Origin of the sequence: Pseudomonas sp. MPB26 (assembly GCF_046605355.1) — a bacterium.
Lineage (GTDB): Bacteria > Pseudomonadota > Gammaproteobacteria > Pseudomonadales > Pseudomonadaceae > Aquipseudomonas > Aquipseudomonas cedrina.
In genome coordinates this window covers 1,103,901-1,128,525 of record NZ_CP176793.1, presented here as the reverse complement: position 1 = coordinate 1,128,525, position 24,625 = coordinate 1,103,901, and the positions used below count along the sequence as shown (strand labels likewise).

Below are 24,625 nucleotides of genomic sequence, written 5' to 3'. Positions count from 1 at the left end.
AACCTGCGGTCGGATCATCATGACACAAGCCTTCGGCCAAACATAACCGAGTCTCAATGGATGCCTTTATAGGCACAACGTATAGGGACAATAGACGACGGTGGTTGTTCTGAATCTTTCGAAGTAGGACAATTGTCGGCTTCCCGACATCATCAGCGATATTGAATGGCCTTCCTCGCACTCGGTATTAACCACAAGACTGCCTCCGTAGACGTGCGCGAGCGCGTGGCGTTTACGCCGGAGCAGTTGGTTGAGGCCCTGCAGCAGCTCTGCCGGCTCACCGACAGTCGCGAAGCTGCGATCCTTTCGACCTGCAATCGCAGCGAGCTTTATATAGAACAGGAGCATCTCTCGGCGGATGTCGTGCTGCGCTGGCTGGCCGATTATCACCATCTGGACCTCGACGACCTGCGCGCAAGCGCCTATGTGCATGAAGAGGATGCGGCCGTTCGTCACATGATGCGTGTGGCCGCCGGTCTTGATTCGCTGGTGTTGGGAGAGCCGCAGATCCTGGGCCAGATGAAATCCGCCTACGCCGTGGCGCGTGAGGCCGGCACCGTCGGTCCGCTGCTGGGGCGCCTGTTCCAGGCCACGTTCAACTCGGCCAAGCAGGTGCGCACCGACACCGCCATTGGCGAAAACCCGGTGTCCGTGGCCTTTGCCGCGGTCAGCCTGGCCAAGCAGATTTTCAGCGACTTGCAACGCAGCCAGGCCCTTTTGATCGGCGCCGGTGAGACCATCACCCTGGTCGCCCGTCATCTGCATGAGCTGGGCGTAAAGCGTATCGTGGTCGCTAACCGCACCCTGGAGCGCGCCAGCATTCTCGCCGAGCAGTTCGGTGCGCATGCAGTGCTGTTGGCGGATATCCCGGCCGAGCTGGTGCGCAGCGACATCGTCATCAGCTCCACCGCCAGCCAGTTGCCGATTTTGGGCAAAGGCGCGGTCGAAAGCGCGCTGAAGCTGCGCAAGCACAAACCTATCTTTATGGTGGATATCGCCGTTCCCCGGGACATCGAACCCGAAGTCGGCGAGTTGGACGACGTTTACCTGTACAGCGTCGACGACCTGCATGAAGTGGTCGCCGAAAACCTCAAGAGCCGCCAGGGCGCTGCCCAGGCGGCCGAGGAAATGGTCAGCACCGGCGCCGAAGACTTCATGGTGCGCCTTCGCGAATTGGCGGCGGTGGACGTGCTCAAGGCGTATCGTCAGCAAGGCGAACGCCTGCGCGACGAGGAGCTGGTCAAGGCCCAGCGCTTGCTGGCCAACGGCAGCAGCGCTGAAGACGTGCTGATGCAATTGGCCCGCGGCCTCACCAACAAGTTGCTCCACGCGCCCAGCGTACAATTAAAAAAGCTGACCGCCGAAGGCCGCCTCGATGCGCTGGCCATGGCCCAGGAACTCTTTGCCCTCGGTGAGGGCGCGCCAGATAGCTCTTCGGATAAAAAACTGCAATGAAAGCGTCACTGCTCAATAAACTGGACGTGCTCCAGGACCGTTTCGAAGAACTGACCGCCTTGCTCGGCGATGGTGAGGTCATCTCCGATCAAGCCAAGTTCCGCGCCTATTCCAAGGAATACGCCGAAGTCGAGCCTGTTGTGGCGACGTATAAAAACCTGCTGAAAGTGCAGGCCGACCTTGAAGGCGCCCAAGCGCTGCTCAAAGACAACGACCCGGACATGCGAGAAATGGCCGTGGAAGAAGTCCGCGAAGCCAAGGAAAAACTGGCCGAGCTGGAAGGCGACCTGCAACGCATGCTGCTGCCCAAGGACCCGAATGACGGGCGCAACGTGTTCCTTGAAATCCGTGCCGGTACCGGCGGCGACGAGGCGGCGATCTTCTCGGGCGACCTGTTCCGCATGTATTCGCGTTATGCCGAGCGTCGCGGCTGGCGGGTCGAGATCCTGTCTGAAAACGAAGGCGAGCATGGCGGCTATAAAGAAGTCATCGCCCGAGTCGAAGGCGATAACGTCTACGGCAAGCTCAAATTCGAGTCCGGCGCGCACCGCGTCCAGCGCGTGCCGGCGACCGAATCCCAAGGCCGTATCCATACCTCGGCCTGCACCGTCGCCGTTTTGCCCGAGCCGGACGAACAGGAAGCCATCGAGATCAACCCGGCCGACTTGCGCGTCGACACCTACCGCTCGTCGGGCGCCGGTGGCCAGCATGTCAACAAGACCGATTCGGCGATCCGCATCACTCACTTGCCTTCCGGCATTGTGGTCGAGTGCCAGGAAGAACGTTCCCAGCATAAAAACCGTGCACGCGCCATGTCCTGGCTGTCGGCCAAGCTCAACGACCAGCAGACCAGCGCCGCCGCCAACGCGATCGCCAGCGAGCGTAAGCTGCTGGTGGGCTCGGGCGATCGCTCCGAGCGCATCCGTACCTACAATTTTGCCCAAGGCCGGGTGACCGACCACCGGGTCAACCTCACCCTGTATTCCCTCGACGAGATCCTCGCCGGTGGCGTGGATGCGGTGATCGAGCCGTTGCTCGCCGAGTACCAGGCCGATCAGCTCGCGGCGATAGGCGAATAAGCAGGTGATTAAATGACCATCATCGCCAGCCTGCTGCGCGCCGCCGACCTGCCCGATTCGCCGACCGCACGCCTGGACGCCGAATTGTTGCTGGCGGCAGCTTTAGGCAAATCGCGCAGCTACCTGCATACCTGGCCGGAGAAAATCGTCAGCAGTGAAGACGCGCTGGCCTTTGCCGGTTACCTGCAGCGCCGTCGTGGTGGTGAACCGGTGGCTTATATCCTGGGCCAGCAGGGGTTCTGGAAGCTGGACCTGGAGGTCGCGCCTCATACGCTGATCCCGCGTCCGGATACCGAATTGCTGGTGGAAGCCGCCCTGCAGTTATTGCCCGCCACGCCCGCCAAGGTCCTTGACCTCGGCACCGGCAGTGGCGCCATTGCCTTGGCCCTGGCGAGTGAGCGTCCGGCCTGGCGGGTTACTGCCGTCGACCGCGTGCTGGAAGCCGTGGCCTTGGCCGAACGCAATCGCCAGCGCCTGCACCTCAATAACGCCAGCGTACTGAACAGTCATTGGTTCAGCGCCCTGCAAGGCCAGGTCTATGACCTTATCATCAGCAACCCGCCGTACATTGCCGACAACGACCCGCACCTGGCGGCGGGCGATGTGCGCTTTGAACCGGCCAGCGCGCTGGTGGCCGGTCATGACGGCCTGGACGACCTGCGCCACATTATCAAACAAGCGCCGGCCCACCTGAATGCCGGCGGCCGGCTGCTGCTGGAGCACGGTTACGACCAGGCTTCAGCGGTGCGCGACCTGCTGTTGAGCGAGGGTTTCGAGGACGTACACAGCCGCATCGACCTCGGCGGCCACGAGCGTATCAGCCTGGGGCGCCGGCCGTGTTGAGCGATGAGGAGCTGTTGCGCTACAGCCGGCAAATCCTGTTGCAGCATGTCGACATCGACGGCCAATTGCGTCTGAAAAACAGCCGCGCGTTGATCGTCGGCCTCGGCGGGCTGGGCGCACCCGTTGCGCTGTACTTGGCCGCCGCCGGTGTGGGCGAGTTGCATCTGGCGGACTTCGACACCGTCGACCTGACCAACCTGCAGCGCCAGATCATCCACGACACCGATAGCATTGGGCAGACCAAGGTCGATTCTGCCCTGCGCCGCCTCACCGCCATCAACCCCGGGATCACACTGATCGCCCACCGCGCCGCACTGGATGCCGACTCCCTGGCGGCGGCGGTAGAAGCGGTGGATGTGGTACTCGATTGCAGCGACAACTTCTCTACCCGCGAAGCGGTCAATGCGGCCTGCGTCGCCGCGGGCAAGCCTTTGATCAGCGGCGCGGCGATTCGCCTTGAAGGCCAACTGTCCGTATTCGACCCGCGTCGCGCCGAAAGCCCGTGCTACCACTGTTTATACGGGCACGGCAGCGATACCGAACTCACTTGCAGCGAAGCGGGCGTAGTCGGCCCGCTGGTGGGACTGGTCGGTAGCCTGCAAGCCCTGGAAGCCCTGAAATTGCTGGCCGGTTTCGGTGAACTCCTGGTCGGCCGCTTGTTGCTCATCGATGCCTTGACCACGCGTTTTCGCGAGTTGCGCGTCAAGCGCGACCCCGGTTGCAGCGTATGTGGGACCGAGCATGGTTAAGGACGCGCCCATTGGTGTGTTCGATTCCGGTGTCGGCGGCTTGTCGGTATTGGACGAGATCCAGCAGCTACTGCCCCATGAGTCGCTGCTGTATGTGGCCGACTGCGGGCACATCCCCTATGGCGAGAAAACCCCGGCCTTTATTCGTGAGCGTTCGCGGCAAGTCGCGGCATTTTTTCGCGAGCAGGGCGCCAAGGCGTTTGTGATTGCCTGCAACACCGCAACCGTCGCGGCGGTTGCCGAGCTACGCCAGGAGTACCCCGACTGGCCGCTGGTGGGCATGGAACCTGCTGTCAAACCCGCGGCCGCCGCCACCCGCAGCGGCGTGGTCGGCGTGCTCGCCACCACCGGCACCCTGCAGAGCGCCAAGTTCGCTGCGCTGCTGGACCGCTTTGCCACCGATGTGCGGGTCATCACCCAGCCCTGCCCGGGCCTGGTGGAACTGATTGAAACCGGCGACCTGAACAGCCCCATCCTGCGCCAGATGTTGCAGGGCTACATCGAGCCGCTGCTCAGCGCCGGTTGCGACACCATCATCCTGGGTTGCACCCACTATCCCTTCCTCAAGCCGCTCCTGGCCCAGATGCTGCCTTCCAACATCATTCTCATCGACACCGGCGCCGCCGTGGCCCGTCAGCTCAAGCGTTTGCTGGGCGAGCGCGACCTGCTGGCCGTCGGCAACCCTGCGCCTGCACGGTTCTGGACCAGTGGGGATGTGCCTCATTTCAGAAACATCCTACCTACACTATGGAAATTTCCCGGAAATGTGGGTAATTTCGGGTCGTGAAAATTTCGTGAAATAAACACGGTTTTCCACTGAACTTCTGCATTAACGGCGACTTCTATAGCAAGTTAGCCGGTAAATAAAATCTTACAACGTCGTTAGAAGGGATGTTTCATATGAAGCGTTTTCTCTGTTTGGCTGCGCTTGCGGCCGCGGTAATGGGACACTCTTTTTCGGCGCAAGCGGCCGGGCTGGAGTTTGGTCTGGGCGCCACCAGTGATTCGACGCTGACCTATCGGTTGGGGTTGACGTCGGACTGGGACAAGAGCTGGATGCAAAGCGACACAGGTCGCCTGACCGGTTACTGGAGCGGTGCCTATACCTATTGGGAAGGTGATGACCGTGCGGGCGCGAGCAGCCTGTCGTTCTCGCCAGTCTTTGTGTATGAGTTTGCCGGGCAGTCGGTCAAGCCTTACATCGAAGCCGGCATCGGCGTGGCCGTGTTCTCCCGCACCAAACTGGAAGACAACAACATCGGCCAGGCTTTCCAGTTCGAAGACCGCCTGGGTTTCGGCCTGCGCTTTACCGGCGGGCATGAAGTGGGCATTCGTGCCACGCATTATTCCAATGCAGGCATCAGCAGCAACAACGATGGGGTAGAGAGTTACTCGCTGCACTACACCATGCCGCTGTAGTTCTCCGGAGCACCGAAGCCCCCCTGTGGGAGCGGGCTTGCTCGCGAAAGCGGTGTGTCAGTTGATACATGTCTGACTGATACACCGCTTTCGCGAGCAAGCCCGCTCCCACATTTAGCGCTCAACTCAACCACCATCAGCGATACGCCGTCGCAATCCCCTTGCGCTCTTCCAGGCACTCCGGCGCGCCCATCTCGAACTCCCGGCAAATCAGCGGCCGTCGCTCGTAAATCGTACACATCATCGTGTCTCGGTCCAGCGCCGCGCACCATCCATCGTCCAGGCGCAGCATCACTTCGCCGCCCCAGTCGTCGGTGTCGATATAGCGCTCCGGTACGCCCGTGTCGGTGATCAGCATGACTTCCAGCTGGCAGCAACAGGCCGCGCACGTGGAGCAGGTGACGGCGGGTTCGGCGATTTGGGTGTGGGGGATGTGGGTCATGGCCGCAGCTTCAAGCTTTGAGCGGCAAGCTGCAAGTAAAAGTACGGCCGTTTGTCGCTGGGTTGGTGGCGATCTTCACCGGTCGTCCTTTCTCGGCGGCGGGTTGCGTGACATGCGCTTGCCAATAATGAGCTGCGCGCGGTCCGGCAGTTTCGACAGCGGCCAGAGGGTCGCGATAGACAGCGCAGGGAAGGCGATTTCCAGCGGGCGTTTTTCCAGCGTGGCGAAAATATGCTTCGCGGCTTTGTCCGCCGACCAATTGAGAGGCATGGGAAAGTCATCGCGGTCGGTCAGCGGTGGGGCGTCAAAACCCGGGCTGATTACCGTGACGTCGATGTTGTCCGGCGCCACGCTGCTGCGCTGGGAGTCGAACAGGTAACGCAAGCTGACCTTGGCCCCGCCGTGGGCTTCGGCGCGCGGCATCGCCAGGCAGGTCACGGCGCTGGCGACGCCGACCAGGTGCGGACTGTGACCGGCGCGCAACAGCGGCAGGGCGGCTTCGATGCAATAGCTGCTCGCCAGCAGGTTGGTGCGCACCACGTGTTCGATGATCGAGGAATCAAACTGTCGGGCGTCCACGTACTCGCAGGTGCCGGCATTGATGATCACCGTGTCCAGCGAGCCCCAGACCACACCGATACGTTCGCCGATCTCGCGCACGGTCTGGCTGTTGGTCAGGTCGCCAGCCACCACCAGCACCTGGCCGGGATAACGTTGGGCGAGCGCTTCCAAAGGGCCCTTGGTGCGAGAGCTGAGCGCCACATGGGCGCCGCTGTTGAGCAACTCCACGGCCAGCGCGGCGCCGATGCCATTGCTGGCGCCCGTCAACCAATAACGGCGCGGTGTCAGGCTCATCCGATTCTCCTCTTCAAGTGGCGGTAAACCTTACGCGCGCAAGCCTGCACCCACTGCCCCCCACGGATATGGAGTCTGGCGAATTTCAATTCGTTTCTTTTTTTAACCTGCCGTGCAGGCCCTGCGGCTGCCAGACCAACGTGCGGACATAAATCACTCATGCTCGCCGCCTGCAGCGTGGCGCGACGGCAGGCTGCGGAAAGCGGCCAACGCGCGGTCACGGGATTTTTTCAGGTCGACAATCGGACGTGGGTAATCGGCTACGCCAAACAGGCCGCCAGCGGCTTCGGGATTATGCACATCCTTTTTATTCAACGCTGCCAGTTCCGGCAGCCAGCGTTTGATGAAGAGGCCTTCGCTGTCGAACTTCTCCGACTGGCTCAACGGGCTGAATATGCGGAAGTACGGCGCCGAGTCGGTGCCGGTGGACGAACTCCATTGCCAGCCACCGTTGTTGGCGGCCAGGTCGCCGTCGATCAAGTGACGCATAAAGAAGCGCTCGCCTTCGCGCCAATCGATCAACAGGTTCTTGGTCAGGAACATCGCCACGACCATGCGCAGGCGGTTGTGCATCCAGCCGGTTTCGAGTAATTGCCGCATGGCGGCATCGATGATCGGCAGGCCGGTGCGCGCTTGCTGCCAGGCCGCGAGTTCCCCGGGCGCGTTGCGCCAGGCCACGGCCTCGGTTTCGGGGCGGAACGCACGGTGGCGCGATACACGCGGGTAACCCACCAGAATGTGCTTGTAGAACTCGCGCCACAGCAGTTCGTTGACCCAGGTGATAGCACCCTTGTCGCCGCTTTCGAACTCGCCGCCGTTGGTTTGCAGCGCGGCGTGCAGGCACTGGCGTGGCGAGACCACGCCTGCCGCGAGGTAGGCGGAGAGCTGACTGGTGCCGGGTTTGGCGGGAAAGTCGCGCTCGTCCTTGTAATAGCTGATCTGTTGATCGGCGAAAGCGTCGAGGCGGCGCCGGGCTTCGTCTTCACCGGCGGGCCAGAGGGCGCGCAGCGCATCGCTGGACGGTGCGAAACCTTCGACTGTCGGCGGGATCGCATCGCTCTTGAGCGGGATCGGCGCCTGCGCCTTTGGCGGCGCAATCATCCGTGGGAGGGCGCTGTGCAGGCGGTTATAGCAGACCTTGCGGAACTGGCTGAACACCTGGAAGTAGGTACCGGTTCGGGTCAGCACGCTGCCGGGTTGGAAGAACAATTGGTCCAGGTAGCTGTGAAAAGTGACGCCTTGCTCTTCCAATAGCTTGGCCACGGCCGCATCGCGACGGCTTTCGTGAATGCCATATTCTTCATTGACATGCACCGACGCTACCGACAGTTCGCGGCACAGCTGGCTCAGTACGCGAGGCGCCTGGTCCCAGGTGGCGACGGTGCGGATCAGCAGGGGAATGTTCAGTGCGCCCAGCGTCTTGCTCAGCGCTTGCAGGTTGCGCAGCCAGAAGTCGACTTTGCACGACGCATCATCGTGGGCCAGCCACTGCTCGGGCGTGATCAGGTACACCGCCGCGATCGGGCCCCGCTGGCTCGCGGCGGTCAAGGCGGTATTGTCATGCAGGCGCAGGTCGGTGCGCAGCCAGATCAGATGCATTTAAAGAAGTCCACGCTGGATCAATAGCTGGTGCGCCGACAACATCTCTTCGGCGACGAACAATTCAGGGATGTCACGGGTCAATACCGCCAGCTCGGCGTGGTGGATGCAGACCGTTGGTCCGACAATCAGTTTCGGGCAATCGATACCGCCCAGCAGCTTTGCAAACGCCGGTAACTGCATCGGCTTGCTTGAATACAGCAGCACCGCGCGCGGTCGCAGGTGTTCCACCGCCAGGGCCAGCTCACCCGCGGGCAGCGGCCAGTCGAATACTTCCACCGGGCAGTCGGCACTGCTGGCCAGCCAGGCGCTGAGCCACAGATGCGGCTCCAGCGGCAGGTCGGATTGATTGACCAACAACAGGGGCGCACCGTGCAACTGGCGATTGTTGTGGTAGATGCGTGCACCGAACTTGCTGCGCAGCCAGGACAGGAAAAATACTCGCTCCATCTGCGCGCCGAACTGGCCCTGCCAGCGTTGTTCCAGTTCCTGCAGCAGCGGCAACAACAACTGCTCGCACAAGGTGCGCGGCGGATAGAGCGCCATGGCCTGGTTGAAAATGTCGTCGACGCGGCGTTCCGTCAATTCGCTGATGGCGTGCACCAGGTTCTGGCGCAAGCCGTGCCATTCATTTTCCACTGCATCCGGCAGGGCCTGGGCCGAGTCGATCAGGCCTTTTACCTGGCTGACCGGTACGCCACGATTGAGCCAGGTGAGGATGGTATGGATACGTTGCACATGCGCGGCGCTGAACAGCCGATGCCCCTTGGGCGTGCGCTGGGGCACGATCAGGCCATAGCGGCGTTCCCAGGCGCGCAGGGTCACAGCGTTGACGCCGGTCTGGCGCGCCACTTCGCGAATCGGCAGCCAGCCGTCCTTGAGGGCTTGGGCGATGTCTTCGCCGGGTTCGTCTTGCAGGGCAGCTTTCATCGTCTAGATCGCATTACGTAGGCTGAGGTTTTCCGGGTGCGGCTGCAAATAAGCCTGCTGCGCGATATAGCGGTCCGGGTGCTGGCGAAAGTGGTGTTTGAGCAGAGTCAGCGGCACCACCAGCGGCACGATGCCGTGGCGATATTGGTCGATGACGGTTTGCATTTCCTGCTTGTCATCGGCGCTGATGGCTTGCTTGAGGTAGCCGCTGATGTGCTGCAGCACATTGGTATGGGTGCCACGGGTCGCGCACTTGGTGAGGCCGGTCATCAGCTCGCTGAAGTAGCAACTGGCCAGTTCATCCAGGTTGGTGTCCTTGTTCATGCTGCCCAGCAGGTGGCCGAGGCTTTTGTAGTGCGCCGGGCTGTGGGCCATCAACAAGTATTTGTAGCGCGAATGAAAGGCCAGCAGGCCGTGGCGGGTCAGGCCTCGCGCGAGCAATTGCTGCCAGCTGGCATACACGAAGACGCGGGTCAGGAAGTTTTCCCGCAGCACCGGGTCGTTCAGCCGGCCGTCTTCTTCCACCGGCAGGTTGGGGTGACGCGCGCAAAACGCCTGGGCATAAATGCCGCGCCCGCCACCGTCCACCGGGGTGCCGTTTTCGCGGTACACCTTGACCCGCTCCAGGCCGCAGGAGGGCGATTTCTGCATAAAGATGTAGCCGCACAGGTCAGTGTGTTCCGAGGCCATTTGCCGGCCATAATCGTCCAGCGGCCGGGTCACGTTCAGCTCGCGATTGACCGTGCCCACGGCCTGCGGCTGGGCGGGGTCGCCGACCAGGCGGATCGGTTCGCGAGGAATGCCCAGGCCAATGGCGACTTCAGGGCACAACGGCACGAAGTCGAAATAGTCGACGAGGGTCTGGCTGCACAGCAAGGATTGTTTATGGCCGCCGTTGAAGCGCACGTTCTCACCCAACAGGCAGGCGCTGATGGCGATCTTCGGTTTGGTGGTGTCGGACATAAACAACCCCTCGGCAAAATCCTGTACAAGGTTTTTACCTTGTACAACTAAATCTCATCATAGATTCGATGCTGTACAAGTCAATTTTTTTGTATAGGTATTTTCGAGGCAGGTTTATTTCCAGCCGATTTTCCAGGCGTCGGCGTCTTGTAGAACCTGCCAGGCGAGGCGTTGAGCGCGATGGGTCATGATGGCTTGCAGCTCGATCTCCAGCACAATACCTTCTTCGTCACGAAACACCTCTGTGACCAGGAAGTGTTTTTCTTTGTTCCGTGGGCGTGCTGCTGTCCATTTTGACAGCAGCAATTTGGCGGGATTGATGCGGTTCATTGCAGATGCTCGATCAAACGCCGCGCGGCTTCCTGACCACTGAGCCATGCGCCCTCGACCCGGCCCGACAGGCACCAGTCGCCACACACGTACAGCCCCAGGTCGGCGTCGGCAAGCACGCCGAACTCGTGGGCACCGGCCGGACGCGCATAGAGCCAGCGGTGCGCCAGGCTGAAGGACGGCGCCGGCATGGCGCTGTGCAGCAGTTCGGCAAACGCGCCGTGCAGGTACTCGATCACGCTTTCCCTGGGCAGGTCCAGGTGCGCCTTGCTCCAGGCGCTGGTGGCATGCAGCACCCAGGTATCGAGGCTGCTGTCGCGCCCTGGCTTGCTGCGGTTTCGCGCGAGCCAGTCGAGGGGGCTGTCTTGTACGAAGCAACCTTCCATCGGCGTGTCCAGCGGCTGTTCGAAGGCCAGGGCGACGGCCCAGGTCGGTTCCATCTTCACCGCGGCGGCCACGCTCGCCAGCTTGGGCGCCGCAGCTAGCAGGGCGGTGGCCTGTGGCGCGGGCGTGGCAATGATGACCTGGCTGAACGGGCCGTGGCTGCCGCCGTCCGCATCCAGCAAACTCCAGTGCTGTTTGCCTTGGAAAACCTCGGTGATACGGCAGCCGAACTGCACCGGCAAATCATCGAGCAAGGCCCGTGTGATTGCGCTCATGCGCGGCGTGCCGACCCAGCGGATCTGCTCATCGGGGGAAGGTGTGAGCTGCCCGGATTTGAAATGGTAGAGCTGCGGTTGCCATTGCTCGGCAACCCCCAGCGCCTGCCAGCGTTGCACTTCGTTGACGAAGCGCCGGTCGCGGGTGGTGAAGTACTGGGCGCCCATGTCCAGCGCGCCGGCATCGCTGCGTTTGCTGGACATGCGACCGCCGCTGCCGCGGCTTTTATCGAAGAGTTGTACAAGGTGCCCGGCCTCTTTCAGTGCTCGGGCGGCGGAAAGTCCGGCGATGCCGGTACCGATAATCGCGATGGGTAGAGTCATGGTGAGCCTCGTTTACCGTTGCATACAGGCTACGCCGACACCAATAGCTGTACAATATTGTTTTTTGGTATAAGTTTTGGCGTACCTGATTGTCTGGCGTGGCCTATGGTTAAAGCTGCGGCTATAACCGAAACCACGCCCGATTACACATTGATCCCTGCTTATAAAATAGACCAGTGATCGGCGGCGAACGTTACATGAGGAGCGTCCCATGCATATTTTGCTGACCGGCGGTACCGGCTTGATCGGTCGCCGACTCTGCCAACACTGGCTTGCCCAAGGGCATCGCCTGACCGTATGGAGCCGTCACCCTGAAGAGGTCGCCGCTTTGTGCGGCGCCCAAGTGTTGGGTGTGGCTCGGCTGGAGGAGGTAATCGGCGCAGTGGACGCGGTCGTCAACCTGGCCGGCGCGCCGATTGCCGATCGTCCCTGGACCCATAAGCGCAAGGCGCTGCTGTGGAGCAGTCGCATCAGCCTCACCGAAACCCTGCTGTCCTGGCTGGAGAGCCATGCGCAAAAACCTGCCGTATTGATTTCCGGATCGGCGGTGGGTTGGTACGGCGACGGCGGCGAGCGCGAACTGAGCGAAGCCAGCGGCCCGGTGCAGGACGATTTCCCCAGCCAGTTGTGCATCGCCTGGGAAGAAACCGCCCAGCGCGCCGAAGCCCTGGGTATTCGCGTGGTGTTGGTGCGCACCGGCCTGGTGCTGGCTGCCGAAGGCGGCTTTTTGTCGCGCCTGTTGTTGCCGTTCAAACTGGCGCTGGGCGGGCCTATCGGTAACGGTCGGCAGTGGATGCCATGGGTGCATATCAAGGATCAAATCGCCCTGATTGATTTTCTTCTGCACCAGCCTGACGCCAGCGGTCCTTATAATGCCTGCGCGCCGCACCCGGTGCGCAATCGCGAGTTTGCCAAGACGCTGGGCCAGGTGCTGCACCGCCCGGCGTTCATGCCGATGCCGGCCTTTGCGTTGAAGGTGGGGCTGGGCGAATTGTCCGGCCTGTTGCTGGGCGGGCAGAGGGCGGTACCCGAACGGTTGCTGGCCGCCGGTTTCACTTTCCAGTTCACTGAATTGCGTGCGGCTCTGGACGACTTGTCCAGCCGCCTCTGAAGATAGGATGTTGCATGACGGATCACGCGTTGTTACTGGTCAACCTGGGCTCGCCAAAGTCCACTTCGGTGGCCGATGTGCGCAGCTACCTCAATCAGTTCCTGATGGACCCCTATGTGATCGACCTGCCGTGGCCGGTGCGTCGCTTGCTGGTGTCGCTGATCCTGATCAAGCGGCCCGAGCAGTCGGCCCACGCGTATGCCTCGATCTGGTGGGACGAGGGCTCGCCGCTGGTGGTGCTCAGTCGCCGCCTGCAACAGCAGATGACGGCGCAGTGGACCCAAGGCCCCGTGGAATTGGCGATGCGCTACGGCGAGCCATCCATTGAAACTGTACTCACGCGCCTCGCGGCCCAAGGCATCCGCAAGGTCAACCTGGCGCCGCTGTATCCGCAGTTTGCCGACAGCACCGTGACCACGGTGGTTGAAGAGGCCAAGCGGGTCGTGCTTGAGAACAAGCTGGACGTGCAGTTCTCGATCCTGCAGCCGTTCTACGACCAGCCGGAATACCTCGATGCCTTGGCGGCGAGCGCTCGGTCTTATGTCGAGCAGGATTACGACCATCTGCTGCTGAGTTTCCACGGGCTGCCTGAGCGCCACCTGACCAAGCTCGACCCGACGGGCCAGCATTGCTTCAAGGATGCGGACTGCTGCAAGAACGCCTCTGCCCAGGTGATGAAGACCTGCTATCGCGCACAATGCTTCAGCGTCGCCCGCGATTTCGCTGCGCGTCTGGGCTTGCCGGATGACAAATGGTCGGTGGCCTTCCAATCGCGCCTGGGCCGCGCCAAGTGGATCGAACCTTACACGGAAGCCCGCCTGGAAGCCCTGGCCAGGCAAGGCGTGAAAAAGCTGCTGGTGATGTGCCCGGCGTTTGTTGCCGATTGCATCGAGACGCTGGAAGAGATCGGCGATCGCGGGCTGGAGCAGTTCCGCGAGGCGGGGGGGGAAGAGCTGGTGCTGGTGCCGTGCCTGAATGATGATCCGCAGTGGGCGAAGGCGCTCAATACCCTGTGTGAGCGCGCACCGATTACGCTGTAACAAGCCTTGTAGTGATCCAATTGTGGGAGCTGGCTTGCCTGCGATAGCGGTCTGTCAGTTAGCTCATCACTGTCTGATACACCGCTATCGCAGCATAGGTATCTACACAACTTTCAAAGGCTGACAAATCTCCCTGTAGTGAGCGGGCTTGTCCCGCGCTGGGCTGCGAAGCGGCCCCAAACCAGGCGGATTGGGTTTGTCTGAAACTGCGCGGTGTCTTTATCGGGCGGCTTCGCCACCCAGCGCGGGACAAGCCCGCTCACTACAAAAATGTGTAGATACCTATGGCTATCGCAGGCAAGCCAGCTCCCACATTATTGATGTCGCTACAGGTTCAAGGTTAGGCTCACCGTGAGGTTGCGCGGTTCACCGGGGTTGATCCAGTAATTGCTATAGGACCGCTCGTAGTACTTCTCATCAAACAGATTGTTGAGGTTCAAGCCCACGGTCACATTCTTCGTGGCCTTGTAGTGGGCCAGCAGATCCACGGTGTGGTACGCCGGCAGCTCGAAACCCGTGCCTGCCTCACCGGAGCGATCGCCCACATAGGTAAACGCCGCCCCCAAGTCGGAGCCGCGCAACACGCCATCTTGGAATTCATACACGCCCAACAGACTGCCGCTGCGCTTGGCTACGCCGAGAATCCGGCTGCCGGCTGGAATGCTTTTTTCGCCTTTGGTGACTTCGGCGTCGATGTAGGCAAAGGCGCCAATCACCCGTACGGCGTCAGTCACTTGCCCGGTCAGTTGCAGGTCAACGCCCTGGCTGCGCGCCTTGCCCACGGCGCGGTTGAGGTTAGTGGCCGGGTCCAGCGTGAGCACGTTTTCCTTTTCAATGTGGAACGCGGCAAGGGTGGCGCTGAGGCGGTCGTCGAACAGTTCGCTCTTGATCCCCACTTCGTAACCCACGCCTTCTTCCGGCTTGAACGGCTTGTTGTCGGCGCCCAGGCCGCTGTTGGGTTTGAACGAAGTGGAAGCGTTGGCGAACACGCCGACTTGCGGCGTGAGCTGATAGAGCAGGCCGGCGCGCTGGGTGAATGCATCGTGGGTCTGCCGGCTTGCAGGTGCGTTGCGTGTGAAGTCGTCGATGCTCTGCTCGAAATGCTCGAAACGCGCACCGACCATGCCGCGCAGGCGATCGGTGAACACGATCTGGTCTTGCAGGTTCAGCGCATGGCTTTTGGTCTGTTCGAAAAAGTCCGTGCCGGAGCGCAGGCCGTTGGGCTTGGCCTGACCATATACCGGGTTATAGATGTCGATGGCATAAGGGCTGCCGCTGATGGCCGTCACACGTTCCTTCTTGCGGTAATCCTCATACTCGGTGCCGACCAGCAGTTCATGCTGCCAACTGCCGATGTCGAATACCCCACGCAGTTCAAGCTGGGTGATGCTGTCGTGCCAACCCATCGAGCGTTCGCGGTAGCGGCGGTTGATCGTCTGGCCATCGGGGTTCAGCGCACGGTTTTCCGAGGCGTCGCCCCACAGGCTACCTTGTTTGTAGTGGCTGGCCAGGCGCAGTTTCCAGGCGTCGTTGAGGTGGTGCTCAAGCGTGGCCTGGAGGCGGTTGTTATGGTTGTCGATATCGCCATCGTTGGGCTCGCCGAGGAAGGTGGAGCGCGACATACCCGCAGCGTCGACAATGCCACGGTCGAAGGTGGAGCTGTGGCGCACGAATTCGCTTTCCACCAACAGGCTGGTGTCCGGGTCCAGTTGCCAGCTGAACGAAGGGGCGACGAATACCCGCTTGCTCTGCACATGATCGCGAAAGCTGTGGTTGTCTTCCACCGCCAGGTTGACCCGCGACAGCACCTTGCCTTCGCTGTCCAGCGGGGTGTTGACGTCCACGGCGGTGCGGTAGCGGTCCCAACTGCCAGCGCTGGTCTGCAGGGTGGTGAAGGCTTCGGGCTGGGGTTTTTTGGTGACGATATTCACGGTGCCGCCGGGATCGCCACGCCCGTAGAGACTGGCGGCGGGGCCCTTGAGCACTTCGATGCGTTCGATATTCGCCGCGTCCGGTGTGCTCGGGTAACCACGGTTGGCACTGAAACCGTCCTGGTAGAACTCTGACGTGGTGAAACCGCGCACGCTGTATTCGTAGAGGGTGAGGCCACCGAAGTTGTTTTGCTTGGACACACCGCCGGCGAACTCCAGGGCGCGTTCCACGTTGGTACTGCCCAGGTCCTTGAGCACCGTGGCGGGAATCACGCTGATCGACTGTGGGATATCGCGAATGGCCGTGTCGGTTTTTGTCGCGCTGGCGGAACGGGTCGCGCGGTAGCCGGTGACCGGGCCGGTGGCGGATTCATATGCGTCAGTGGTGACACTGATAGCGTCGAGTTCCAGGGTGTTTTCTTCAGCGAAGGCGGGGTCGAGCAGCAAACCCAAGGCCAGGCCAGCCAGGGGGGCAAACTTTCGAGACGGCATGATAGAGCGTTCCAATGTCGATATTGAAACAATATAACATGACCAATGAGAATGAATTGCTTTGAAATATATTCTTACAGGTACCCGCGAACGGGTACCTCGGCCAGACCGCTTATTCTTCTTCCTTGACCGGCGCGGGCGGTGGGCGCAGGCCGATTTCCGCCAGCAGCTTGATTTCCTTTCCGTTGCGCATCACCTGGATCGCCACCTTGTCGGTCGGCTTGATCCGCGCCACCTGGTTCATCGACTTGCGCCCGTCGCCCGCCGGTTCGCCGTTGATGCTGAGGATCACATCCCCCAGTTGCAGGCCGGCTTTCTGGGCCGGGCCGTCACGGAAGATCCCCGCGACCACGATGCCAGGGCGCCCAGTCAAGCCAAACGACTCGGCCAGCTCCTTGGTCAGCGGCTGCACTTCAATCCCCAGCCACCCGCGAATCACCTGGCCGTGTTCGATGATCGACTTCATCACTTCCATCGCCAGCTTCACCGGGATCGCAAAGCCGATGCCCTGTGAACCGCCGGACTTGGAGAAAATCGCGGTGTTGATGCCCGTCAGGTTGCCATTGGCATCCACCAGCGCGCCGCCGGAGTTGCCCGGGTTGATCGCGGCGTCGGTCTGGATGAAATCTTCGTAGCTGTTGAGGCCCAACTGGTTACGCCCGGTGGCGCTGATGATGCCCATGGTCACCGTCTGGCCCACCCCGAATGGGTTGCCGATGGCCAGTGCCACGTCACCTACCCGCAAGCCGTCGGAGCGGCCCAGGGTGATGGATGGCAGGTTCTTCAAGTCGATCTTCAACACGGCAAGGTCGGTTTCCGGGTCGCTGCCCACCACACGCGCCAGGGTTTCGCGGCCGTCACGCAGGGCCACCACGATCTGGTCGGCGCCGGTGGTCACGTGGTTGTTGGTGAGGATGTAGCCTTCGGGGCTCATGATTACCCCGGAACCCAGGCTGGATTCCATGCGGCGTTGCTTGGGCCCGTTGTCGCCGAAATAGCGGCGGAACTGCGGGTCTTCAAACAGTGGGTGAGCCGGTTTGTTGATGACCTTGGTGGTATACAGGTTGACCACGGCCGGGGCGGCGATGGTGACCGCATCGGCATACGTGACGGGGCCTTGCACCACCGCGCTGGTCTGCGGCGCCTGTTGCAGGTTCACATCAAGGCTGGGTAGACCCACCAGCCCCGGGAAACGCTGAATAATCAGCATCGCGATCAGCACGCCAGCCAGCAATGGCCATCCAAAAAAACGCAGCGCCTTGAGCATCAAGTAAGTCCTGACAGGTTGCAGGGGGCGGGAGAGCGCCCATAATGTCGCGCATTATACGAGGCTGCGACGCCTGCGAACGGGATATTTAGGAGACTTTTATGGCCGTCCCCCTTACCACCCTCGTCGAGGAAGCGGACCGCTACCTCGGCAGTGCAAAAATTGCCGATTACTGCCCCAACGGTCTGCAGGTCGAGGGGCGCCCGCAGGTGATGCGTATCGTCAGCGGCGTGACCGCAAGCCAGGCCCTGCTGGACGCGGCGGTCGACGCCCAGGCCGATCTGATCCTGGTGCACCACGGCTATTTCTGGAAAGGCGAAAACCCCTGCATCACCGGTATGAAGCAGCGCCGCCTGAAGACGTTGCTCAAGCATGACATCAGTCTGCTGGCCTACCACCTGCCGCTGGACCTGCACCCCGACGTCGGCAATAACGTGCAGCTTGCCAGGCAACTGGACATCACCGTCGAAGGCCCGCTGGACCCGAGCAATCCCAAAATCGTCGGCCTGGTCGGCTCCCTCGCCGAGCCGCTGTCGCCCCGCGACTTCGCCCGCCGAGTACAGGAGGTTATGGGCCGCGAACCGCTGCTGATCGAAGGCAGCGAGATGATCCGCCGCGTCGGCTGGTGCACCGGCGGCGGCCAGGGCTATATCGACCAGGCGATTGCCGCCGGCGTCGACCTGTACCTGAGTGGCGAAGCGTCGGAGCAAACCTTCCATAGCGCGCGTGAAAACAACATCAGCTTTATCGCCGCCGGCCACCACGCCACCGAGCGCTACGGTGTGCAGGCGCTGGGGGACTACCTGGCGCGGCGCTTTGCGCTGGAGCATTTATTCATCGACTGCCCCAACCCGATCTAAACCACACCGCTGGACAAAATGTGGGAGCGGGCATGCTCGCGAATGCAGTCTGTCAGTTGATGCATGTGTTGACTGCCCCTCCGCTTTCGCGAGCAAGCCCGCTCCCACAATCAACCGAGTACGGCCAAACCTGGCGGTATATTGATATACCGTTTCGATCTAGCCAGCGCCCTGATTAGAAGCAGGTGCTGTGCTAGCATGCCCCGCTCGAACACGGCCCGCTGGCCGTCCATAAGATCGTTTTTCCGTGAGTAACCATGGTCGACAAACTGACGCATCTCAAACAGCTGGAGGCGGAAAGCATCCACATCATCCGCGAGGTCGCCGCCGAGTTCGACAACCCGGTGATGCTCTACTCGATCGGTAAAGACTCCGCCGTGATGCTGCACCTGGCACGCAAGGCGTTCTTCCCTGGCAAGCTGCCGTTCCCGGTGATGCACGTCGACACTCGCTGGAAATTCCAGGAGATGTACGCGTTCCGCGACAAAATGGTCGAAGAACTGGGCCTGGACTTGATCACGCACATCAACCCTGATGGCGTGGCGCAGAACATCAACCCGTTCACCCATGGCAGCGCCAAGCACACCGACATCATGAAGACCGAAGGCCTCAAGCAGGCCTTGGACAAGCATGGTTTCGACGCGGCGTTCGGCGGCGCCCGTCGCGATGAAGAGAAGTCCCGCGCCAAAGAGCGCGTGTACTCGTTCCGCGACAGCAAGCACCGCTGGGACCCGAAGAACCAACGGCCCGAGCTGTGGAACGTCTACAACGGCAACGTCAACAAGGGCGAGTCGATCCGCGTGTTCCCGCTGTCCAACTGGACCGAGCTGGACATCTGGCAGTACATCTACCTGGAAGGCATCCCGATCGTGCCGCTGTACTTCGCCGCCGAACGCGACGTGATCGAGAAGAACGGCACGCTGATCATGATCGACGACGAGCGCATCCTCGAGCACTTGTCCGACGAAGACAAAGCCCGCATCGTCAAAAAGAAAGTACGTTTCCGTACCCTTGGCTGCTACCCGTTGACGGGCGCGGTGGAGTCCGAAGCCGAGACGCTGACGGACATCATTCAGGAAATGCTCCTGACGCGAACTTCCGAGCGCCAGGGCCGTGTCATCGACCACGATGGCGCCGGCTCCATGGAAGATAAAAAACGTCAGGGTTATTTCTAAGGGGTTGTCATGTCGCACGTATCTGATTTGATCAGCGAGGACATCCTCGCCTACCTGGCCCAGCACGAACGCAAGGAAATGTTGCGCTTCCTGACCTGCGGCAATGTCGACGACGGCAAGAGCACCCTGATCGGGCGCCTGCTGCACGACTCCAAGATGATCTACGAAGATCACCTGGAAGCCATCACCCGCGATTCGAAAAAATCCGGCACCACCGGCGATGACATCGACCTGGCGCTGCTGGTCGACGGCCTGCAAGCCGAGCGTGAGCAGGGCATCACCATCGATGTGGCCTACCGCTACTTCTCCACCGCCAAGCGCAAATTCATCATCGCCGACACCCCCGGCCATGAGCAGTACACCCGCAACATGGCCACCGGTGCATCCACCTGTGACCTGGCGATCATTCTGATCGACGCCCGCTACGGCGTGCAGACCCAGACCCGTCGCCACAGCTTCATCGCCTCGTTGCTGGGCATCAAACACATTGTGGTGGCCGTCAACAAGATGGACATCAATGGTTTTGACCAGAGCGTATTCGAGCAGATCAAGGCCGATTATCTGAAGTTCGCCGACGGTATCGCGTTCAAGCCAAGCACCCTGGCGTTCGTGCCGATGTCGGCGCTCAAAGGCGACAACGTGGTGAACAAAAGCGAGCGTTCGCCCTGGTACACCGGCCAGTCGCTGATGGAGATCCTCGAAACCGTCGAGATCGCCAACGACCGCAACTACACCGACCTGCGCTTCCCGGTGCAGTACGTCAACCGTCCGAACCTGAACTTCCGGGGTTTTGCCGGCACCCTGGCCAGCGGCATCGTGCACAAGGGCGACGAAGTCGTGGTACTGCCGTCGGGCAAGAGCAGCCGCGTGAAATCCATCGTCACCTTCGAAGGTGAGCTGGAGCACGCAGGTCCCGGTCAAGCGGTGACGCTGACCATGGAAGACGAGATCGACATCTCCCGTGGCGACCTGCTGGTACACGCCGACAACGTGCCGCAAGTGACCGACGCGTTCGACGCCATGCTGGTGTGGATGGCCGAGGAGCCGATGCTGCCGGGCAAGAAATACGACATCAAGCGCGCCACCAGCTACGTGCCGGGGTCCATCACCAGCATTGTGCATCGCGTGGATGTGAACACCCTGGCCGAAGGCCCGGCGAGTTCGCTGCAGCTGAACGAGATTGGCCGGGTCAAGGTCAGCCTCGACGCCGCCATCGCCCTGGACGGTTACGACAGCAACCGCACCACCGGCGCGTTCATCGTCATCGACCGCTTGACCAACGGCACCGTGGCCGCCGGCATGATCATCGCCCCGCCGGTCACCCACGGCAGCGCGGCGCAGCATGGCAAGTTGGCCCATGTGGCCACCGAAGAGCGCGCCCTGCGTTTCGGCCAGCAACCGGCGACCGTGCTGTTCAGCGGTTTGTCGGGCGCCGGTAAGAGCACCCTGGCCTACGCGGTCGAACGCAAATTGTTCGACATGGGCCGTGCGGTGTTCGTACTCGATGGCCAGAACCTGCGTCACGACCTGAACAAAGGCTTGCCGCAGGATCGTGCCGGTCGCACCGAGAACTGGCGTCGTGCCGCGCACGTGGCGCGCCAGTTCAACGAAGCGGGCCTGTTGACCCTGGCCGCGTTTGTCGCGCCGGATGCCGAAGGCCGCGAACAGGCCAAGGCGCTGATCGGTGCCGAGCGCCTGCTGACGGTCTACGTGCAAGCCTCGCCGCTGGTGTGTGCCGAGCGTGATCCGCAAGGTCTTTACGCCGCCGGTGGGGATAACATTCCGGGCGAGTCCTTCCCGTACGACGTGCCGTTGAATGCCGATCTGGTGATCGACACCCAGGCCCTGTCATTGGAGGAGAGCGTCAAGCAAGTGCTGGCGTTGTTGCGTCAGCGCGGCGCGATCTAAACCTCGCGACGCGGTCAAATGTGGGAGCGGGCTTGCTCGCGAATGCGGTGGATCAGTCAATACATCTGGTGACTGACACTCCGCATTCGCGAGCAAGCCCGCTCCCACATTTTGATCATCGATTGTCTGGGAAATCTGTGTGCAATTTAGCGAGCAATTCGTCCTTCTCTTCCCACAACCGGTTGATCCACCCCTGGAACGCCAACCGATACTCCCCATCCTGCTCATAATTCTTGCCAATGAACTCGGCCGGGATCGGCACCTCTTCAAACTGAACCACGACTTCCTTCACCTTCCCGCACAGCAAATCCCAGTACCCAGGACGCCCGGCCGGGTAGTGAATGGTCACGTTCACCAGTGACTTCAACTGCTCGCCCATGGCATCCAGCACAAACGCAATTCCGCCAGCCTTGGGTTTGAGCAGATAACGAAACGGCGAGTTCTGCTGCGCATGTTTGCCAGGTGTGAACCGTGTGCCTTCGGCAAAGTTAAAGATGCCTACCGGATTGTGGCGAAATTTCGCACAGGTCTTGCGCGTGGTTTCCAGGTCCTTGCCCTTTTTCTCCGGGTGTTTCTCCAGGTACGCTTTGGTGTAGCGTTTCATGAACGGAAAGCCCAGCGCCCACCAGGCCAGGCCAATCACCGGCACCCAGATCAGCTCCTGCTTGAGAAAGAACTTCAAGGGGCGAATACGGCGGTTGAGCACGTATTGCAGCACCATGATGTCAACCCAGCTCTGGTGGTTGCTGGTCACCAGGTACGAATGTTGATAGTCCAGGCCCTCAAGGCCTTTAAGGTGCCAGCGCGTGCGTTGCACCAGGTTCATCCAGCCCTTGTTGTTGGTCACCCAGGCTTCGTGGGTGTGGTTCATCAGCCATTCGCTGAAGCGCTTGGCAAACGGCAGCGCCTTGAACAGCGCGACGATAAACAGGAACGAACACAGCAGGATCGTGTTCAGCGCCAGCAACAAGGACGCGATCACCCCGCGCACGGCGGCAGGTAGAAAATCCAGCATTTAGATATCCATAGGTCGGTTGGCGGCTTGGATCGCAGTGAGCGCGATGGTGTACACGATGTCGTCCACCTGGGCACCGCGTGGCAGGTCGTTGACCGGTTTGCGCAGGCCCTGCAGCATCGGCCCGAGACTGACGCAATCGGCGCTGCGCTGTACGGCTTTGTAGGTGGTGTTACCGGTGTTCAGGTCCGGGAACACGAATACCGTGGCCTTGCCGGCCACGAGGCTGTCGGGCGCCAGTTGGCGGGCCACGGTTTCGTTGGCGGCCGCGTCGTATTGCAGCGGGCCATCGATCAGCAGCGAGCTTTGCTGTTCATGGGCGAGCAGGGTGGCTTCGCGGACTTTCTCCACTTCTTCGCCGCTGGCCGAATCGCCGCTGGAATAGCTGATCATCGCCACGCGCGGCGTAATGCCGAACGCGGCGGCGGAATCAGCGCTTTGCAGGGCGATTTCCGCCAGTTCCGCAGCGCTCGGATGCGGGTTCATCACGCAGTCGCCGTACACCAGCACCTGCTCCGGGAACAGCATGAAGAACACCGACGACACCAGCGTGCAGCCCGGCGCGGTCTTGATCAACTGCAGGGCGGGGCGGATGGTATTGGCGGTGGAATGAACGACGCCGGAGACCAGGCCGTCCACTTCATCCAAGGCGAGCATCATCGTGGCGATCACCACGGTGTCTTCCAGTTGCTGCTCGGCCATCGGCGCGTTGAGGCTCTTGCTCTTGCGCAATGCGACCATCGGTTCGACATAACGCTGGCGAATCAGGTCCGGGTCGAGAATCTCCAGGCCTTCGGGCAGTTCGATGCCTTGGGCGCGGGCGACCGCTTCCACATCCACCGGCTTGGCCAGTAATACGCAGCGGGCAATGCCACGGGCCTGGCAGATGGCGGCGGCTTGCACGGTCAGCGGCTCGCTGCCTTCGGGCAACACGATGCGCTTGTTGGCGGCCTGGGCGCGCTGGATCAACTGGTAACGGAACACGGCCGGCGACAGACGCATCTCCCGTGGCGTGCCGCAACGCTGGTGCAGCCAGCGCGCATCGAGGTGGCCGGCGACGAAATCGGTGATGATCTCCGCGCGTTCGCGGTCATCGATAGGGATTTCCTTGTTCAGGCCATTGAGCTGATTCGCGGTGTCGTAGGAACCGCTGCTCACCGACAGCACCGGCAGCCCGGCCTGGAAGGCGCCTCGGCACAGCTCCATGATGCGCGGGTCGGGCAGGGTGTCGCTGGTCAGCAACAGGCCGGCCAGGGGCACGCCGTTGATCGCGGCCAGGCTGACGGCGAGAATGATGTCGTCGCGGTCGCCGGGCGTCACCACCAGCACGCCGGGCTTGAGCAGCTCTACGGTGTTGCGCATGGTGCGCGCGCAGATAATGATCTTGGTCATGCGCCGGGTTTCATAATCGCCGGCGTTGAGGATCTGCGCGCCCATCAGGTCGGCGACATCGCGGGTGCGCGGCGCGTTGAGTTCGGGCTGGTAGGGAATGCAGCCGAGCAGGCGGAAATCACCGCTGCGCAACAACGGGGAATGCTCTTTGAGGCGCGCTGAAAAAGCTTCCATGCTTTCGTCGGTGCGCACCTTGTTGAGGATCACGCCGAGCACTTTCGGATCTTTCGGGCCGCCGAACAGTTGAGCCTGCAATTCCACGCGGCCAGAGAGCTCGGTGAGCACTTCGTTTTCCGGGGCCGAGACCAGGATCACTTCCGCGTCCAGGCTCTTGGCCAGGTGCAGGTTGACCCGTGCTGCATAGCTGGCGCTGCGGGTCGGCACCATGCCTTCAACGATCAATACGTCCTTGCCCACCGCCGCCTGCTGATACAGCGTGATGATTTCTTCAAGCAGCTCGTCAAGCTGACCGTCGCCGAGCATCCGCTCGACATGGGCCAGTCCCAGAGGTTGGGGCGGCTTCAGGCCGTGAGTACGCGCGATCAGTTCGGTCGAACGCTCAGGGCCGGTGTCTCCCGGATGCGGCTGGGCAATCGGCTTGAAAAAACCGACTTTCAGGCCGGCTCGCTCAAGGGTACGCACCAGCCCAAGGCTGATGGAGGTCAGGCCCACACCAAAATCGGTGGGCGCGATAAAAAAAGTTTGCATGCGAATTCTCTGGAGTTGCATGGCTTGGGTGGTGCTCTATGGCTGAGCGCCTACCGCGAATCAGGTGCCAAGGTTATCG

22 protein-coding genes are annotated in these 24,625 nt (G+C 61.5%); 11 read left to right on the top strand and 11 right to left on the bottom strand.

What is annotated here, in order from left to right; all coding sequences use genetic code 11:
- Positions 1 to 165: 165 nt before the first annotated feature.
- The 6 genes from hemA to ACLH0H_RS05285 all read left to right on the top strand — a co-directional run bounded on the left by hemA (position 166) and on the right by ACLH0H_RS05285 (position 5,545).
- On the top strand, positions 166 to 1,455 hold the full coding sequence (gene hemA / locus ACLH0H_RS05310; RefSeq protein ID WP_411381241.1) for a glutamyl-tRNA reductase: 1,290 nt from the start codon (positions 166 to 168) through the stop codon (positions 1,453 to 1,455).
- Positions 1,452 to 2,534 carry a peptide chain release factor 1 gene (gene prfA, locus ACLH0H_RS05305; RefSeq protein WP_076951063.1) on the top strand — a complete coding sequence of 361 codons (1,083 nt, stop codon included), beginning with the start codon at positions 1,452 to 1,454 and terminating at the stop codon, positions 2,532 to 2,534. Before hemA ends, prfA begins: the two co-directional genes overlap by 4 nt.
- Positions 2,535 to 2,546: 12 nt before the next feature.
- Positions 2,547 to 3,377 carry a peptide chain release factor N(5)-glutamine methyltransferase gene (prmC, locus tag ACLH0H_RS05300; RefSeq protein ID WP_307387233.1) on the top strand — a complete coding sequence of 277 codons (831 nt, stop codon included), beginning with the start codon at positions 2,547 to 2,549 and terminating at the stop codon, positions 3,375 to 3,377.
- Positions 3,371 to 4,126 (top strand): molybdopterin-synthase adenylyltransferase MoeB, encoded by a 756-nt coding sequence (locus ACLH0H_RS05295; RefSeq protein WP_411381240.1) that lies wholly within the window; start codon positions 3,371 to 3,373, stop codon positions 4,124 to 4,126. The genes prmC and ACLH0H_RS05295 overlap by 7 nt, the downstream gene beginning before the upstream one ends.
- A complete protein-coding gene (murI, locus tag ACLH0H_RS05290; protein WP_411381239.1) occupies positions 4,119 to 4,913 on the top strand; it encodes a glutamate racemase in 795 nt (264 codons plus the stop codon). The genes ACLH0H_RS05295 and murI overlap by 8 nt, the downstream gene beginning before the upstream one ends.
- Positions 4,914 to 5,026: 113 nt before the next feature.
- On the top strand, positions 5,027 to 5,545 hold the full coding sequence (locus tag ACLH0H_RS05285; RefSeq protein WP_065875195.1) for an acyloxyacyl hydrolase: 519 nt from the start codon (positions 5,027 to 5,029) through the stop codon (positions 5,543 to 5,545).
- A gap of 136 nt (positions 5,546 to 5,681) precedes the next feature.
- On the opposite strand, the gene ACLH0H_RS05280 is transcribed toward ACLH0H_RS05285, so the two are convergent.
- The 7 genes from ACLH0H_RS05280 to ACLH0H_RS05250 all read right to left on the bottom strand — a co-directional run bounded on the left by ACLH0H_RS05280 (position 5,682) and on the right by ACLH0H_RS05250 (position 11,647).
- Complete coding sequence (locus ACLH0H_RS05280) at positions 5,682 to 5,987, bottom strand: YkgJ family cysteine cluster protein (RefSeq protein ID WP_076951068.1); 306 nt, start codon at positions 5,985 to 5,987, stop codon at positions 5,682 to 5,684.
- 75 nt (positions 5,988 to 6,062) lie between these two features.
- Positions 6,063 to 6,842 (bottom strand): SDR family NAD(P)-dependent oxidoreductase, encoded by a 780-nt coding sequence (locus ACLH0H_RS05275; protein WP_411381238.1) that lies wholly within the window; start codon positions 6,840 to 6,842, stop codon positions 6,063 to 6,065.
- Positions 6,843 to 6,995: 153 nt separating this feature from the next.
- Entirely contained in the window at positions 6,996 to 8,441 is a 1,446-nt protein-coding gene (gene phrB, locus ACLH0H_RS05270) for a deoxyribodipyrimidine photo-lyase (protein WP_411381237.1), read from the bottom strand.
- Positions 8,442 to 9,371, bottom strand: a complete 930-nt coding sequence (locus ACLH0H_RS05265; protein WP_411381236.1) for a MerR family transcriptional regulator — start codon at positions 9,369 to 9,371, stop codon at positions 8,442 to 8,444.
- 3 nt (positions 9,372 to 9,374) lie between these two features.
- Positions 9,375 to 10,334 carry a YbgA family protein gene (locus tag ACLH0H_RS05260; protein WP_411381235.1) on the bottom strand — a complete coding sequence of 320 codons (960 nt, stop codon included), beginning with the start codon at positions 10,332 to 10,334 and terminating at the stop codon, positions 9,375 to 9,377.
- A gap of 114 nt (positions 10,335 to 10,448) precedes the next feature.
- A complete protein-coding gene (locus ACLH0H_RS05255) occupies positions 10,449 to 10,664 on the bottom strand; it encodes a TIGR02450 family Trp-rich protein (protein ID WP_411381234.1) in 216 nt (71 codons plus the stop codon).
- Positions 10,661 to 11,647, bottom strand: coding sequence for an NAD(P)/FAD-dependent oxidoreductase (locus tag ACLH0H_RS05250; RefSeq protein WP_411381233.1), 987 nt, complete (start codon positions 11,645 to 11,647; stop codon positions 10,661 to 10,663). Before ACLH0H_RS05250 ends, ACLH0H_RS05255 begins: the two co-directional genes overlap by 4 nt.
- 211 nt (positions 11,648 to 11,858) lie before the next feature.
- On the opposite strand from ACLH0H_RS05250, the gene ACLH0H_RS05245 reads away from it, so the two are divergent.
- Together ACLH0H_RS05245 and hemH are read left to right on the top strand one after the other, a co-directional pair.
- Positions 11,859 to 12,758, top strand: coding sequence for a TIGR01777 family oxidoreductase (locus ACLH0H_RS05245; RefSeq protein WP_411381232.1), 900 nt, complete (start codon positions 11,859 to 11,861; stop codon positions 12,756 to 12,758).
- A 14-nt stretch (positions 12,759 to 12,772) separates the two neighbouring features.
- Positions 12,773 to 13,798, top strand: a complete 1,026-nt coding sequence (gene hemH, locus ACLH0H_RS05240) for a ferrochelatase (RefSeq protein WP_411381231.1) — start codon at positions 12,773 to 12,775, stop codon at positions 13,796 to 13,798.
- Between the two features lie 326 nt (positions 13,799 to 14,124).
- On the opposite strand, the gene ACLH0H_RS05235 is transcribed toward hemH, so the two are convergent.
- Positions 14,125 to 16,221: a TonB-dependent siderophore receptor gene (locus ACLH0H_RS05235; protein ID WP_411381230.1), complete on the bottom strand. Its 2,097-nt coding sequence runs from the start codon at positions 16,219 to 16,221 to the stop codon at positions 14,125 to 14,127.
- Positions 16,222 to 16,333: 112 nt separating this feature from the next.
- On the bottom strand, positions 16,334 to 17,488 hold the full coding sequence (algW, locus tag ACLH0H_RS05230; protein ID WP_186688092.1) for a Do family serine endopeptidase AlgW: 1,155 nt from the start codon (positions 17,486 to 17,488) through the stop codon (positions 16,334 to 16,336).
- A 101-nt stretch (positions 17,489 to 17,589) separates the two neighbouring features.
- Here algW and ACLH0H_RS05225 point away from each other — a divergent pair, with 101 nt between their 5' ends.
- The 3 genes from ACLH0H_RS05225 to cysN all read left to right on the top strand — a co-directional run bounded on the left by ACLH0H_RS05225 (position 17,590) and on the right by cysN (position 21,431).
- Positions 17,590 to 18,348, top strand: a complete 759-nt coding sequence (locus tag ACLH0H_RS05225; RefSeq protein ID WP_307387220.1) for a Nif3-like dinuclear metal center hexameric protein — start codon at positions 17,590 to 17,592, stop codon at positions 18,346 to 18,348.
- A 257-nt stretch (positions 18,349 to 18,605) separates the two neighbouring features.
- Positions 18,606 to 19,523 (top strand): sulfate adenylyltransferase subunit CysD, encoded by a 918-nt coding sequence (cysD, locus tag ACLH0H_RS05220; RefSeq protein ID WP_186688095.1) that lies wholly within the window; start codon positions 18,606 to 18,608, stop codon positions 19,521 to 19,523.
- A 9-nt stretch (positions 19,524 to 19,532) separates the two neighbouring features.
- The gene (cysN, locus tag ACLH0H_RS05215) at positions 19,533 to 21,431 is read left to right on the top strand and encodes a sulfate adenylyltransferase subunit CysN (protein ID WP_186688098.1); all 1,899 of its coding nucleotides are present in this window, start codon (positions 19,533 to 19,535) and stop codon (positions 21,429 to 21,431) included.
- A gap of 115 nt (positions 21,432 to 21,546) precedes the next feature.
- Here the strand turns inward: cysN and ACLH0H_RS05210 are convergent, their stop codons facing one another.
- Entirely contained in the window at positions 21,547 to 22,446 is a 900-nt protein-coding gene (locus tag ACLH0H_RS05210) for an acyltransferase (protein WP_411381229.1), read from the bottom strand.
- Positions 22,447 to 24,546: a phosphate acetyltransferase gene (pta, locus tag ACLH0H_RS05205; protein WP_411381228.1), complete on the bottom strand. Its 2,100-nt coding sequence runs from the start codon at positions 24,544 to 24,546 to the stop codon at positions 22,447 to 22,449.
- Positions 24,547 to 24,625 lie beyond the last annotated feature (79 nt).